The 15,599-nt window shown below is 42.4% G+C and carries 7 protein-coding genes; 5 read left to right on the top strand and 2 right to left on the bottom strand.

All coding sequences use genetic code 11. From position 1 onward, the window contains the following. Window positions 1-2: 2 nt before the first annotated feature. From CL667_09620 to CL667_09605, 4 genes are all read left to right on the top strand, one after another. Window positions 3-3,080, top strand: coding sequence for a CusA/CzcA family heavy metal efflux RND transporter (locus tag CL667_09620; GenBank protein ID MAL17958.1), 3,078 nt, complete (start codon window positions 3-5; stop codon window positions 3,078-3,080). 566 nt (window positions 3,081-3,646) lie between these two features. After that, on the top strand, window positions 3,647-4,165 hold the full coding sequence (locus CL667_09615; GenBank protein MAL17957.1) for a hypothetical protein: 519 nt from the start codon (window positions 3,647-3,649) through the stop codon (window positions 4,163-4,165). 8 nt (window positions 4,166-4,173) lie between these two features. Continuing rightward, window positions 4,174-7,242, top strand: coding sequence for a hypothetical protein (locus CL667_09610; protein ID MAL17956.1), 3,069 nt, complete (start codon window positions 4,174-4,176; stop codon window positions 7,240-7,242). A 13-nt stretch (window positions 7,243-7,255) separates the two neighbouring features. After that, window positions 7,256-11,230 (top strand): hypothetical protein, encoded by a 3,975-nt coding sequence (locus tag CL667_09605; GenBank protein MAL17955.1) that lies wholly within the window; start codon window positions 7,256-7,258, stop codon window positions 11,228-11,230. Window positions 11,231-11,367: 137 nt separating this feature from the next. Here CL667_09605 and CL667_09600 read toward each other — a convergent pair whose 3' ends face one another. Beyond that, window positions 11,368-11,613 carry a hypothetical protein gene (locus CL667_09600; GenBank protein MAL17954.1) on the bottom strand — a complete coding sequence of 82 codons (246 nt, stop codon included), beginning with the start codon at window positions 11,611-11,613 and terminating at the stop codon, window positions 11,368-11,370. A 282-nt stretch (window positions 11,614-11,895) separates the two neighbouring features. Continuing rightward, the gene (locus CL667_09595) at window positions 11,896-12,309 is read right to left on the bottom strand and encodes a hypothetical protein (GenBank protein MAL17953.1); all 414 of its coding nucleotides are present in this window, start codon (window positions 12,307-12,309) and stop codon (window positions 11,896-11,898) included. A 332-nt stretch (window positions 12,310-12,641) separates the two neighbouring features. On the opposite strand from CL667_09595, the gene CL667_09590 reads away from it, so the two are divergent. Further along, the coding region (locus CL667_09590; GenBank protein MAL17952.1) for a hypothetical protein at window positions 12,642-15,599 on the top strand (2,958 nt) is incomplete at its 3' end.

Below are 15,599 nucleotides of genomic sequence, written 5' to 3'. Positions count from 1 at the left end.
TTATGTTAGATGCAATAATCAGAGGATCGTTAAGGTACCGGCTGGTCGTGTTGGTGAGTTCGGTGGTCATACTGGCAGCCGGAATTTATATAGTGGACCGTATGCCTGTGGATGTGTTCCCCGATCTCACGGCTCCCACCGTAACGGTAATGACCGAGGCGCATGGGATGGCACCTGAAGAGGTAGAACGGCTGGTAACCATTCCGGTCGAGACCTCCGTAAATGGAGCGACGGGAGTGCGACGGGTTCGCTCATCCACTTCAAAAGGCATATCCATTGTATGGGTTGAATTCGACTGGGGCACCGATATTTTCAGGGCTCGGCAAATTGTGAATGAAAAATTACAGCTGGTAGCGACCGGCCTGCCCGAAGAAGTCCCGCCGCCCATTATGGCGCCGATCTCATCCATCATGGGAGAGATCATGCTGGTGAGTGTGAACAGCGATGAGCACTCTGAGCTGGAAGTGCGAACAGCCGCCGACTGGGAAATCAGAAGAAGGCTTTTGGCTATCCCTGGAGTCGCCCAAGTTATTCCCATTGGAGGTGGCCAGAAACAATATCAGGTACGGGTTAGTCCTGATAAGCTGAAGCAGTACAATATCACCCTGAATCAGGTTTTACAGGCTACTGAGCAGTCTAATGAAAACTTCTCCGGCGGTTTCTTCAGAGAATACAGTCAGGAGTACACCATTCGTGGAATAGGGCGGGCGTACTCGGTAGAAGATCTGGAGCAGTCCGTGATCACCCAGCGAAATAATATTCCAATCACGATAGGAGATGTGGCTAATGTCGAGATCGCAGCTGCTCAAAAGATCGGGGATGCCTCGGTGAATGCCGAACCGGCCGTGATTATTTCTATTCAAAAACAGCCGGGTGCTAATACATTGGAACTAACATCCCGCGTAGATGAAACGCTGGCGCAGATTGAGTCCAGCCTCCCAGACGGATTTGAGATCAACACACACCTGTTTAGACAGGCCGAGTTTATTGAACTGGCTATCGACAACGTCATCGAAGCCCTGCGGGATGGAGCCTTTTTGGTGATCGTGATCTTGTTCCTGTTTCTGGGGAATTTCCGAACGACCCTGATCTCGCTAACCGCCATTCCGTTAGCGCTGATCTTCTCGATCTTCGTACTGGAATTCTTTGATATCACCATCAACACGATGACCTTGGGGGGGATGGCTATTGCCATTGGGGTGATCGTGGATGATGCCATAATTGACGTGGAGAATGTATTCAGGCGGCTCAGGGAAAACTCAAAACTTCCGGAAACCAAGCAGAAATCGGACATTGATGTAGTATTTGAAGGCTCAAAGGAAATCCGGTCTTCCATCATCAATGCCACACTGATCATTATGATTGTTTTCATTCCGCTATTTTTCCTAAGCGGAATCGAAGGTCGTATGCTGCAGCCTCTGGGGCTTGCCTACATCATTTCGATCGGAGCATCATTAGTGATTGCCATGACGGTTACACCGGCCATGTGCTACTATTTGCTTCCCAGTCAGGCCTCCAAAGGAAAACTGGAAGAAAGCTGGTTTACCAAGAAGTTAAAATCAGGCTATGAACATGTCTTGAACGTAGTCCTACGCATCAAGAAGACCGTTTTGGTTGGAACATTAGTGCTGTTTCTTGGAACATTGGTGGTGTTGCCATTTCTGGGAAGATCTTTCTTGCCTGAATTCAATGAAGGGACGTTGGTGATCAGCGCGGTTACGATTCCGGGAACTTCGCTGACCGAATCCAATGCTATCGGTAAACGAATTGAGGAGATACTGCTGGATCATCCGGCAATTGAATCGACCTCTCGACGTACCGGTCGGGCCGAGCTGGATGAGCATGCTCAGGGCGTGAATGCTTCGGAGATAGATGCGGAACTGGATATCCCGGAAGGAACGACCAAAGAACAAGTGCTGGCTGAGATTCGGGAAGACCTGAGTGTGGTTTCAGGAACCAACATCACTATTGGTCAGCCCATCGGGCACCGAATTGATCATATGCTTTCCGGGACCCGAGCGAACATCGCCGTGAAGATCTTTGGTACGGATCTGTTCAGGCTTCGGGCTATGGCTGAAGAAGTGCGCGGACAAATGGAAACGGTAGAAGGTGTGGTTGATCTGTCGGTAGAGCAGCAACAAAATGTTCCGCAGATCCAAATCCGACCGGACCGAAGAGCGCTGGCTCGCTACGGAATTACCATTCAACAACTTGCTGAGATGGTGGATGTGGCTTTTGCCGGTGAAGTGGTCTCGCAGATACTGGAAGGCGACAAGATGTTCGACCTGCTGGTTCGCTTCGATGAAGATCACCGGGGCAGTATTGAGTCGGTCCAAAAAGCCACTTTTAACCTGGAAGACGGAACCATTGTACCACTGGCAGAATTGGCTTCGGTGACATCCCGAAGTGGCCCTAACACCATCAGCCGGGAAAATGTGCAGCGTAAGATCGTGGTCTCCGCGAATGTCGCGGGTAGAGATCTGCGTGGCACCGTGGATGAGATCCGTGCCAATGTAGCTCAGAACGTCAGCTTCCCACAAAGCTATTTTGTGGAATATGGTGGTCAGTTTGAAAGTGAAGCTCAGGCTACCCGAACGATTTCGTTGCTTAGTATTATTGCTATCGCGGCGATTTATCTGTTATTGTACCTGGAATTCGGTTCTCTCAAAACGGCTCTGTTAGTAATGGTAAACCTCCCTTTTGCTTTAATTGGTGGGATCTACACCGTGCTGTTTACCAGCGGAATCATTTCCATTGCCTCACTGGTCGGTTTTATCACTCTGTTTGGTATTGCCACCCGAAATGGAATCCTGATGGTCTCTCATTACCAACAGCTCAGAAAAGAAGGGAAGGAATTCCTGCAAGCCATCCGGCAGGGAGCTATGGAACGACTTAATCCCATCCTGATGACTGCACTTACTGCAGGGCTGGCACTTATCCCACTGGCTTTAGCCGCCGGTGAGCCGGGGAATGAGATACAGTCTCCAATGGCTCAGGTGATTTTAGGTGGACTCTTGAGTTCTACCCTATTGAACATGGTCGTTATCCCAGCCTTGTTGGCACAGTTTGAGACAGAGTAACCTAAACACATATTAAAATAGAGACAAAGAACAGCGGTTTTATCACAAGTAAGACCGCTGTTTTTTATTTTGTCAAAACTGGTGTGCTGAATGATGACTAAACGCTCTAGAAGCAATAGAACACATTTAAGTGAAAATGTTTGTCGTATGTTGCCCACTCTTAAAAACACAAAAGCCATAAGACATTATATGTAAATATCTTACGGCTTGGCGTTGGTACGTCTATGTACGCCCGGAAGAAATGAATATTCTTCCTTCAAATACGCTTAAAGGCACCTGAATACCATGAAAAGTAGATTTCACTTTTTCTTTAAATGAGTAAACCGAAGGTAAATGAAAGATTTGTTTGCCAGATACATACTTAAGATAGAATACAATCTTTACATATAATTATTTACTCTCTTGTAATACGCGAAGCTGAGATTATAGCAGTTGCAATTATGGTCTGGGTTAGAATGATATTGTCTGTAATAATCATGAATTAATTGTTTTTGCTCTATTAACGTGAAATGTTTAAAATAAATCACGTTTTATTATCGGGGGGCATTTTTAAAACCAATTTATTGATGATTTTTAGAACTTTTATAGGGGTTGTATTCTTTTTCGGGGGGCTTTCGGTTTATTCCTGTACAAATTTGCAAAAACAGACTGACTCCTCTCCAAATGAAATTCTTCTTCAATACCAAGAAATTGGAGGCATGGATATGTATTCAATAGGAGATAATGTTGGCTTTGAATTTATTTTTACCAAATCCGGAGAAGTGCAATACAAGCAACTTATTGCTAAAAGTGTAAGACCCTTGAAAACCGAAGCAGATAGTGTTAGGAATTATAGCTTAAGCCGGGAGCAGAAAAAAATACTAGATGACCTTATACAAAGTGATGATTTAGGACAAGAATTGGCAGAGATTAAACAAAGAATGGTCTCTAAAACAGAATTTATTGGTCCTTCAACTTCTATTACTCTAAGAAATTTAGACTTCAAAACTACTGAGCAAATGAATTTCTCATTAGACACTCTGGTAGAAGAAAAAGATCAAAAGGTGACTCAGTTGATTGTCTGGATTCGGTCATTGAGAAACTAACTAATTTCATGCAGGGTACAAATATGAAAAGGACTATAGATCCCATGAAACAATTAAAGCTCAAAGCTTCATTATTTATATCGGTCTTAATATGTTTTCTATTTGTAGGTACGATTAATCTATACGGCCAGGTAGTCTTACAGAAATCTGAGTTAAATAAAATTGCATCTCAGCAACGCATTGAGTCTCAGCAAAAAAAATTAGCAGCTATCGAAATAGCTAATGCAAAAGGATACTTAATCAGAAGTACGCTACAAAATGGCAGAGTAGTTGAGTTACAACGAATCGAAAATGGAATACCCATCTACCTAACCACCTATAATTTAGAGGGTGCAGACTTAATAAAATCATCAGAACTGTGGGAAAGTGGTACCGCAGGTTTTAATCTATCTGGACAAGGAGAAACACTTGGTATCTGGGATGGAGGAGCTGTTAGAACTACTCATCAAGAATTTGGCGACAGAATAATTCAAGGTGATGGTGCCACTACTATTAGTGAACATGCAACTCATGTAGCTGGAACCATGATTGCAGAAGGAGTTGATGCTAATGCAAAGGGAATGTCTTACAAAGCAAACCTTAATGCTTACGATTGGAACGATGATAATTCAGAAATGGCAGAGGCTGCAGCAGAAGGGCTTACAGTTTCTCAACACTCTTATGGGAATATAGTAGGTTGGTCTTGGGGAAATTACAGTGGTTACGAGGGTTGGCACTGGTTTGGCGATGAAAGCATGAATGAAAAAAGGGATTTCTTTTTTGGTCATTACGATCATTGGGCAAATCAATGGGATGGCATTGCTTTTAATGCCCCTCATTATTTGATGGTTAAATCTGCTGGGAATGATCGTGGAGAAGGCCCGGAAAACCAACCCGTAACACATTATGTAAGAAAAGATGGTGATTGGGTCGCTTCGGATAAAATTCGAGAATTAGATGGTGGGCAAAATGGCTTTAAAAGTTTAGGACGAGTTAGCACAGCAAAAAATATACTCACGGTAGGTGCGGTTGATGCCGCTGCAAATATGGCAACATTTAGCGGCTGGGGGCCTACCCATGACGGGAGGATTAAACCTGACGTAGTTGCAAAGGGCGTAGACGTTTATTCTGCAGTCTCGTCATCAGATGATAGCTATGCCTCTTTTAATGGCACTTCTATGGCTGGCCCAATGGTTAGTGGCTCTATTGGTCTACTAAATGAGCACTACAAGAACGTCTCCGGATCTGATCAGACTCTTTGGTCTTCAACTATGAAAGCTTTAGTTATTCATGCTGCAGATGACACTATAAATGGTGCACCAGGACCGGATTACCGATATGGCTGGGGATTGATGAATACTAAAAAATCCGCTGAAATTATCTCGCGAGACACTGCACAAAATGGTTTTGCATCCGTGAATGAACTGATTCTTAATGAAGGACAGGAGCTTGCTTATCAGGTCAAAGCCTCTGGAGAAGAACCACTTAAAGCGACCATAGCATGGACAGATGTTCCGGGGCCATATAACTATGATAACCCCGACACTACCAAAATGGTACTTGTTAATGACTTAGATATGAGGATCTCTTATAAAAAGGAACAGGAATTTGCCCCTTACATCCTTGATCCTTCAACTCCATCAGCTAATGCAGGTACCGGCGATAATTATAGGGATAATGTAGAGGTCATTTACATTAATGAAACAGATAAAGATAGTCTGTACACCCTACATATTTCTCATAAGGGTATGTTAGAAAATGATATACAAGCCTTTTCATTGATAGTTACCGGTGGTAGTATTGAGCAACAAGAAGCCCGGAGCAAACCCTCTAACTTAACAGCACAATTAAATCAATATTCAGGGCAAGTCGAACTCAACTGGGACCATACCTTCTTAGATGCCGCTGAAGAACAGCGATTTAACCACTATCAAGTATTTAGAAGCGATGAGCTTTTAGAAACTACAACCAAAAAATACTTTACCGAAGCTTTACCTGATACTGGAGTCTACAACTATACGGTTGTTGCATCTTATAATGATGGTGAGTCTCACCCTGCCGGACCTGTTCAGGTTTATTGGGATGATTCGATCCTAGTTGATGTATGGCCCGGAGACGCAAATAATGATGCATACGTAGATGCTTCTGACGTTTTACCAATCGGGCTTTACTACGGTCAGGAAAATGGCGAGAATAATAACCCCGGCAGTGCTTGGGAAATTCACCAAAGAGTACCATGGGACTTGGATGGAGAGACTCCCAAAAGAATTTTTGCTGATACTAATGGCGACGGGAAAATAAATGCCGCAGATGTTTTAGTTATTGGGTTGAATTATTCTCAAACACACCAACAAAATAATGAGCAGTTTACGGGTAACGATCCTACCCTTAATGAAGTGCTAAAATACTTCAAGGTCGAGATCTCTGATGATCAACCAAAAGAAGGGGAATTACAATTGGATCTACAATGGAATTCAGATGAGCCATTACAAGGGCTTGCTTTTGATGTAATCATAGAAAACAAAGAGAAATTGCAAAGTTATGAGTTGGATGTGTCTAACAGTTTTTTAGGAGATGATTTGATTGTGTTTGATTATGATCATGAGGATGAAAGCATGTTGGATATTGCATTCACAAATAAGAAGCAGCCTGTGCATGTTGAGAATACACGTTTAGGCACATTAATTCTCAATCATACTTGGAAACATGATGAAACTGTGAACTTAACGTTTGACCAAATTATTACTTCAGATGACAGATTGATGGAATCCGTTGAAATTAATTATGTGGTTGGCAGCGGTAGCATAACCACTTCGGCAGAAAATGAGCTCCCGCTAAAGAACCATTTGGCAGATAATTATCCGAATCCTTTTAATCCGTCAACTACCATTGAGTACTCCCTTGAAAAGCCCGGCCATGTATCCCTTACTATTTACACTATAGCGGGCCAAAAAGTAAAAACACTTGTTAATGAACAAAAATCAGCGGGTGTACACAGCATTCGTTTTGACGCCAACTCTCTTTCCAGTGGTGTCTATCTCTACAAAATTGAAACCACCAATTTCTCCAAAGTCAAAAAGCTGACTTTAATAAAGTAAAACACAGATCATTATGTTCGTAAATAAGCTTTTAGGTCTACAATTTGTTCTACTCTTAGCAATTAATATTCCTCTATTTGGTCAGGAAATGGTATTCCCAGATCAGGATATATCGGAGTGTGAGTTTTTGAAGGAACTTTCAGAAAAGAAACCTGACATTATTTTACCTAAAAAATGCATAACCGAGAAAAAAAGCTCTGCAAATAACGCAAATTTTCTAACTAAAAATATTCAACATCCCTTCAGTGCATCTGGTGATGAACATTGGATTAGCGAAAGTTATGCTCCAGGTGTGGATGGTAATGTTAGGGCATTGGAGGCTTACGGTGATGACATTTATGTAGGAGGTAGTTTCTTTTATGCTGATACCATAGAAGCTAACTCCATAGTCCGATTCAATAAAACTGACAAAACATGGGAAGCATTAGGAGAAGGAATATGGAGAACTAATGGTAACTATGGTTCTATCGATGACATGCTTATTTATAACGAAAAATTATATGTAGCTGGGTCTTTTGATAGAGCTGGTGAAAAGAACGCAACAAGTATTGCATATTATGATTTTAATAAATCTGAGTGGTTTCCTCTGAAAGGGTATCCTGTTGGTATAGTTCGTAGCATTGACACTTGGAATAATCAACTAATTATTGGTGGACAATTCACCGAAATACAAACTGATGACTCTATTATTTCAGCAAGTAATATTGTGATTTATGACTTAGAACAAGAAACTTGGTCAACTTTAGGTAATGGTTTAGAAGGAGGATATGGTGTTATATGGGATTCAGAGGTTATAAATGACACTCTATATGTGGGAGGAAATTTTATTAATGCCGGAGAATCAGGGGCTGAAAAACTCGCTCAATATTCACTTGTAGAAAAAGAATGGAATGCAATTTCTGAAAATATTACTGGTAATGTTGTATCTCTAGAAAAATATAATGGAAAGCTGATTGTAGCTGGAAACCAGCTTTCTATTTCAGGTTCAGATGAACCAGATCATATAGCTGTTTACGATCCTATCCAAAAGTCTTGGGCGGCACTTCGACTGGGTGATTTTGGGACTACATCTATAGGAGATGATAGTATATGGGAGCTGACTGTATCAGATAATATGCTATACTTTGGGGGAAATTTTGGTGTTTATGACTACGAGTTTCACGATAGAGTTGGTATTTATAATCTAGAAACAGATGAATTTTCAAGATTAGAAGGTGTTTCACGGTGGGGTTCTGTTCTTGATATTGTGGCGACGGAAAATGATTTATTTGTCGCAAACGCTTTAAATTCTCCTGGTACCCCTCCTGCAAAAGGTTTATTGCATTACCGTTTTGACAGTGGCTGGCAAAAAGTAAGTAGTGCAAAAGGTTTTAACGGTCATATTGAACATATTGTAACCAATGATCAATTTGTGATAGTAAGTGGTGAATTTACCTCAGTTGGTGGGGGGGCAACAGGCCCAATTGCTAAATTTTCTCTGCATGATGAAAGCTGGGGTCCTCTAAATACTATTCTAACCAATACAGATATTTGGGAACCCCCTAGAGTGTTTGAATTGGGATTAATAAGTGACTCATTATTTGTTGCAGGAGTCGTTGCCGTAGAAGATGACATAGATAAGAAACGGTTTTTGATGTATGACCTGAAAAACAATATATGGGAACAGATATCTCTTTATAGCGATAGACCTATTATTAATTTAAAAATTACTGAGTCATCAATTTATGCATCTCATAATAATAGTTGGCAAAACTCTTTAGAACTTGTAGAATACAATCTGGATAACCTACAGATTGATAAAGTTTACAACATACCAAATGAAGGTAATTTAGGTATTACAGACTCATATTTGAAGGATGGTAAAATTTATTTTGGGGGCTGGAATTTTGGCAATGACCAAGGGATTTTTGGATTCGACTTATTGAATGAAGAGAAGTTTTATTTAGGGAGTGGAATACCAGGAAATGCTTTTGCAATAGATGGTACTGGGAATAAACTATTTGTGGCAGGACAATTTTCCGCAGCTGGTGGAATAGAAGCAAATAGTATTGCCCAATATGATATTGACACTGAAAAATGGACATCTTTGGGTTCTGGCTTGGGGGGCGGTCCATTCGCAGGAGGTACTGCAGATGCTCAAGTCTGGGATATTAAGTTAGTTGATGATCATGTTTTTGTGGGTGGTTATTTTGCTTATGCAGGTGGAAAGCCAGCCAATTATATCGCCCGGTATAATGTAAATTCTGATTTATGGAGTAATTTAGGCAGCGGTGTTCGAGGTGGCTCACTAGATGTCCAGAGCATGGAAATTGTTGAAAACAGATTATTTGTTGGTGGTTTGTTTACTATTGCTGGGAATAAACCCGCCAGCAGATTTGCTATTTGGGATGGCCTAGAAGAACTAAGGCAACCACCTTCAGAGGTTTCACTTATATCGCCGCAAAATAATATTCAAGATGTTGCAGTTGATGCTCAATTTGATTGGGAAGCTGGTGATTTAGATAAGAACTACAGATTTCAATTAAGCCTTGACGAAGATTTTAACCAACTCATCGTTGACACCTTATTAGCAGATAATATTTTTGTCCCATTAGATAGTTTGGGTTACAAAACAGATTATTATTGGCAGGTAAAAGCCATTAATGATTATGGAGAAAGTGATTGGAGTGAGAGGTGGTCTTTTAAAACTGAGGAGGAACCAGGCATTCCAGTTTTAAAGCCTTCATCCGCAAAAAATTCATATGCGTTGGGTCAGCCTTATTGGGTAGACATAGTCATAGATGACTCAGTAGAAGTTTCCAACCTTTTTGGTCTGTCTGCAAAATTTCATACCAGTTCATCTTTCACTAAATACGTTGACAAAAGTGCTCAAATTGGTGATTTTTTCAGTGGAGAAGTGTTGGAATTTTACTCAGTGATAGATAGCCAAACAGTTGATTTGGCTATATCCTTAACAGACGGAGAAGGTATTAGCGGTACAGGAAAAATTGCCAGAGCACAATTTATCAGTGACAAAACAGGGCAAGTTAACTTTTCTCTTTTTGATATAACCGCTAATGATGCAGAAGGAAATTCAATAAAATTACATACTGACAGCCTTCAAATAAATATAGTCAAATTACCTGATCCTGTAAATTTAATTAGTCCAAAACCAGATAGTTCTTTAATAACTACATCAGCAAAATTAAGATGGTCAGATACTAATTTAGCTACATCATATAATGTTCAATTATCTAATAGTGACAATTTTGAATCGACTATTATTGACACTACCCTAGCTGACACTTCGCTTACACTAAATGCGCTATCTTATGATTCTACATATTACTGGAAAGTCAAAGCTATAAATGACGGAGGTGGAAGTGATTGGTCCGAAGTTTGGAATTTTAAAACCATTCAACAGTCTCCAGAAGCAGTTGTTTTACTTGAACCAACCAATGAATCAACTGAAATAGAGAGAACTCCGAATTTTGTATGGAAACCTTCCAAACGTGCTGAAACATATAAATTCCAGTTATCGGGAAATGACAGTTTTGATCCTGTTTTAATAGACTCAACAATATCAGAACCAGATACAACAATAGCTTTAGAGAATGAACTCAAAGAGGATTTTACCTATTCCTGGAGAGTACAAGCAGAAAATTCTGGGGGATTATCCGATTGGTCTGAAGTGTTTTCTTTTACTACTGCATTGGCCGTATCTAACGAGCTAGAGGGTGCGCCTGTGGAATACACACTTCAACAAAATTACCCGAACCCTTTCAACCCAACTACACAGATTCGATATGGTCTGCCACAAGCAGGAGAGGTGGAGTTGGCTATATTTAATATGCTGGGCCAAAAAGTAGCCACTTTGGTTCACGGAAAGCAAAGTGCTGGCTGGCATACGGCTAGCTTTGATGCTTCCGGGCTATCCAGTGGGGTCTATATCTATCGCATTCAGGCAGGAAAGTTTTTGAGCACAAAGAAGTTTATGCTGATAAAATAAGTCAATTTTAAAATTTTACTAAGCATTTGTAGTTGGATGTCTTTAAATAAGGCAGTCATTGTAGTTGGATTTATTGACTATGTCAGCCTTATAGAGCCTTTCCATTTGAAACTTAGTAATTGGTTTGCCTTTTCTATTTATCCCTTCCTCCCACCAAATAATAGCTCATACACAATCATACTGGTATCCTTCGGTGGATCAGCTAGCTCAGCATTCCCTTCATAAATCTTCCCTGCAAAAGTATCAGGCATTGGAAAATAGTAGTACTCTTCTCTTTCAATATCCCATTCAAAAAATCGGATTTTAAAGGACTGCCTTTTGTGGTAGGTGATGTAATCGTGACAATTAAGGTCGGAAACCTCTAAGCAGGCAATAGAACACATTTAAGTGAAAATGTTTGCCGTATGTTGTCCACTCATAAAAACACAAAAGCCATAAGACATTATATGTAAATATCTTACGGCTTGGTGTTAGTACGTCTATGTACGCCCGGAAGGATTCGAACCCTCAGCCTTCTGATCCGAAGTCAATAAATTTGTTCACATTAAAGGCTGTGTGGGGCTTTTTTAGAGTTTCATGTACCCTTTTATGTACCCTTAATATTTAATTATATGAATTCCTTTCATCCATTTCAGCTCATTTTACTAACTCGTGGAGTACAATATCTAAGAATTTCTTGGGCTGATGGTCTTCTCAACACGCTCCACTAATAGGTCAAAAGGCTCATCTTGATCTTTATAAGGACCGGACTTCATTTGGTATAAGTTACGCTCTTTTTTTAGCAATTCCCCAACCGTGCGGTAATGGCTCCACCGATCCTGGTAATTGTAAATATGGTTCAAAACTGACAGAACGGTTATCGCTAACCCGGCAAAACCAAAGTATGCTAAACAAAAGCTATTTTGAAACAGGGGATTTTCAGATGCTAGCAGGTAGATTGCAAACAAGGGTATAGAAACTGCAAAAATCAAGGTAGCCGTAGTAATACGAAGATAGGCGCTTTTATTACTACTCGCTTTCCGGCTATACCAGTTGATTTGATCTTCCAGTCTGTCTTTTAGGTAGGTATCAGGGTTCATATGCTGACAATCTATATCTTGAAAAAAGCTGGAGTGTATTTCCAGTCAATCGTTTTCATTAATCGGTTTAATTCATTTAATTCCTTGAATATAGATATAAAAATTCGCTAATGAATATTATGCCGATTTAAAAAGCTGATGTATATGTATTCATTTTCTTCTTCGGGATAAGCAAGCTGCGCACGATCATCTTTTATAAAAGTTTCTCCAGGACATTGTAAGTAGGTGAACGCTGAACATGCTGATTCCAAGTTCAAAATTTTAATCATGAAATTACTGGACTGCAGTCTGAAAAAGAATCAAGATTCTAATTATATAAGACAGAAGTAATTATGCCTGATAAAAAATATTTTAAAGCAAGTTACCAAAAAGCACTTGAGCACCTTCAAGCGGAAGGCATAATCACAAATTCGGATCTTCTTTCCATGTGTGACGATGATGAGTCCGTGGCTGAGGCTATACGACAAAATCTCATCGTCAACAACCTGGCAAAAGAGCACGACTCAGGTTATGGCCTTGTTTATGCAGGCAAGGAAACTGTCAACGAACCGAAAGAAATACCTCAACTCAAAATTTTCCTCAGCTATGGTCGAAAAGACGCCTCGGATATTGCACGTACACTAAAGCAAACGCTCGAAAATGAGGGCCACACGGTGTGGATCGATGAAGCCGAGATGAAAGGCGGACGATCTTGGGAAGAACAGATTGAACAAGCAATAAAAGGTGCCGATAGGGTCATCACCGTACTGTCTCCACACGCGGTACGGCGGCCGGAAGGGGTTTGCCTGGATGAGATCAGTTTTGCGCGTTTTCGCGGAATCCCGATTATTCCGGTGATGTATAAGCCTTGTACCCCGCCTTTGAGCATCTTTCGGCTGGACTGGATTGATCTGAAAAACGTAGATCAGCTCAATAATTTAGAGGAACGATTATCCAAGCTGCGGCAAGCCCTTGCGTCAGGCGGGCGCTTATCCGTAGAAGGGGCTCTTGCAGGATTAATGGGACAATTGAATCCCATCGACTTTGGTCCCGAGCTGGCCGCCCTGCAGCATGATTTTACCGGCCGCAAGTGGCTGGTAGATGAAATTGACCAATGGTTGGGCGATAAAGATGGCGATGCCGTATGTCTGATAACGGGTGATCCGGGAGCCGGTAAATCGGCGGCATTGGCCCATTTAGCTCACAAACTGTCCAATGTGGCAGCCATTCACTTTTGCCGTTCAGTCGACTCTCAAACCACAGATCCGGAACGGTTTATTAAATCCCTGGCTGCCCAGCTGGCCACTCAGTTACCAGATTATGCCGAGGCACTGGAGGGAGTACTACATGATCCAGATTTGTTTAATGAAAAGCCCGATGCGCTCTTTAAAAACCTGATCATCAATCCACTTACTTCTGTAACCATTGACGAGAATAATACACCCGCGCTTCTGCTTGTAGATGGGCTGGATGAGGCCTTGCAGTCACCATCCGATCAGACAATTCCCAAGTTGTTGGGGAGTTTTCTCCGCGAGCTGACATTGGCCAAGGATCTGCGGTTGCTTTTGGCCAGCCGGCCGGTAGCTGGTGTGATGCGTTACTTCACCGGTCGTACCCACAGGATCAACATTGATGCCTCTTCCGAGAATAACCGGGATGACATTCAGCAGTATATAGAGTACAAGTTAGAGGGTGGGTCGATACAAAAGGTACTTGAGCAAACCGGCACCGACAGACAAACCGTCAAAGAATGGTTGGAAGAAAAAGCAGGCGGAAACTTCCTGTATGCTGAAAAAGCGATAGAGGCTATTGAAAAAGGAACGCTGGACCCCTCCCAGCCGGACCAGTTCCCGGTTGGGCTGACCGGGTTATACCAGGCCTTTTTTGAGCGTCACTTCTCAGATCTTGAAGCATATGAAAAAGAAGTCCGACCTCTATTGGAAATTATCGTGGCGGCCCAGGAACCGGTTTCAGGTCAAAGAATGGTAGCCGCCCTTTCGGCAAGTGATATGTTAGAAAAAGTGGGTCTGGATCCAATTGACCCGGAATTTGAACTAAATCGCAGGCTTCACAAGTTATCTGCTATGTTTCCCAATGCTGATGGTCAATATCGCCCCTATCATTTAAGCGTAGCAGAATGGTTAGCAGGAGATTCTAACAAAACCTATAATGAGATAAAATTTGGTGTGAGTCCCATTAGAGGGCATCATCGCATGGCTGATGGCGGTTTGCGATCATGGGATACCGAAAAAGAAAACCTCGACAGTTACGATCTCAAATATCTGCCGACCCATCTTCAGCAGGCCGGCCGTTGGGATGAATTGTATGAGCTGCTTACAAACTTTGAGTATGTGGATCTCAAAGCGCGCTCGAATATGGTCCAGGAGTTGGCCGAAGACTTCAAACAGGCTGCAAGGCAATACCGGGAAGATAGAAATAACAAGAAAACGGTTTTATCTGTGCTTAGCCGTGCGATAAATAGTGAGATTCAGTTCATCATGCGCCATCCCGACTTGCTATTTCAGGTCTGCTGGAACCGGGGCTGGTGGTATGATGCGCCGGAGACGGCGATATATTCAGGAATTACTAATGCTGCACCTGAGGATTATCAACCTCCATGGAAACGTGAAGGACAGCAGGCACACTCCCTATTGGAGTCATGGAAATCTCATTTTAAAGCTAAAAACTCCTCTAAGCCATGGGTAAAGGAACTTATTCCCTCTCATGATATTTTTAACATTAATAATAGGACCTTTAGAGGCCACGAGAGAATTATAACCCATCTAGCGTGGTCGCCCTCCGGCTACCGCTTGGCTACCGCTTCCTGGGATTGCACCGCACGCATCTGGGACCCGGACGGGCAGGCCGAGCCCATTATCCTGAAAGGCCATAAGAGCTTGGTAACACATTTGGCATGGTCTCCCTCCGGCAGCCGTCTGGCCACAGCTTCGGGCGATGGCACCGCGCGCATTTGGGCCACCACCGGCAAGGCTGAGCCCATTATCCTGAAAGGACACAAGAGCTCGGTAGACCACCTGGCCTGGTCGCCCACCGGGGACCGCCTGGCTACCGCTTCCGATGATGGCACAGCACGCATTTGGTACCCGGACAGGCAGTCCGAGACTCTCATATTGGAGGGACATAAAATGTCGATAACCAACCTGGCCTGGTCGCCCACCGGGGACCGCCTGGCCACCGCTTCCTGGGATGGAACCGCGCGCATCTGGAACCCGGAGGGGGAGTCCGAGCCCCTGGTCCTGAAGGCGCATGTTATGCGGGTAACCCATTTGGCCTGGTCGCCCACCGGGGAC

It is taken from the genome of Balneola sp. (assembly GCA_002694685.1).
GTDB lineage: Bacteria > Bacteroidota > Rhodothermia > Balneolales > Balneolaceae > Gracilimonas.
The sequence above is the reverse complement of the archived record's forward strand: the minus strand, read 5'-3'. Positions and strand labels throughout refer to the sequence as shown.